We start from the raw sequence: 396 nt of genomic DNA, 5'->3' as shown, positions 1-396 counted from the left end.
GACGATGGCGTGCTGCGCGGTATGGAAGCTGATGCGGGTAGGTTGCACTCCCACATGCCTGGCCATCAGACACATCCAGCGTCGCAGCAATGTATGGGCGATCAACACGCCCCAGACTTCTTGCATTACCAACTGAGGCTGCTTGCTGCGCAGCACGCCTTGGCCTTGCTGCAAAGATTGTTTGATCTCACGAAACCCCAGTTCGATCTCCCAGCGCTGGCGGTACAGTTGCGCCAACTCTTGTGTGGCAAAGCGCTTGGGATCAAGCATGGAAGTGATAAAGCGCCTGACACGTCCACCCGCATGCGTTTCGACCAAGCGCGCCTCCCAATGGCTTGGCAACTCGGGGCGCAATTGCCTGGCGCGTTGCGACACCGGCATGCGGATTAACCAGTC

General features: G+C 58.6%; 1 protein-coding gene. It reads right to left on the bottom strand.

The features are described from left to right. The coding region (locus AC1DZ5_RS21560; RefSeq protein ID WP_477892860.1) for a transposase at positions 1 to 381 on the bottom strand (381 nt) is incomplete at its 3' end. Positions 382 to 396 lie beyond the last annotated feature (15 nt).

Source organism: Rhodoferax sp. P1_F3, assembly GCF_056405715.1.
This window is presented reverse-complemented; position numbering and strand designations above follow the sequence as displayed.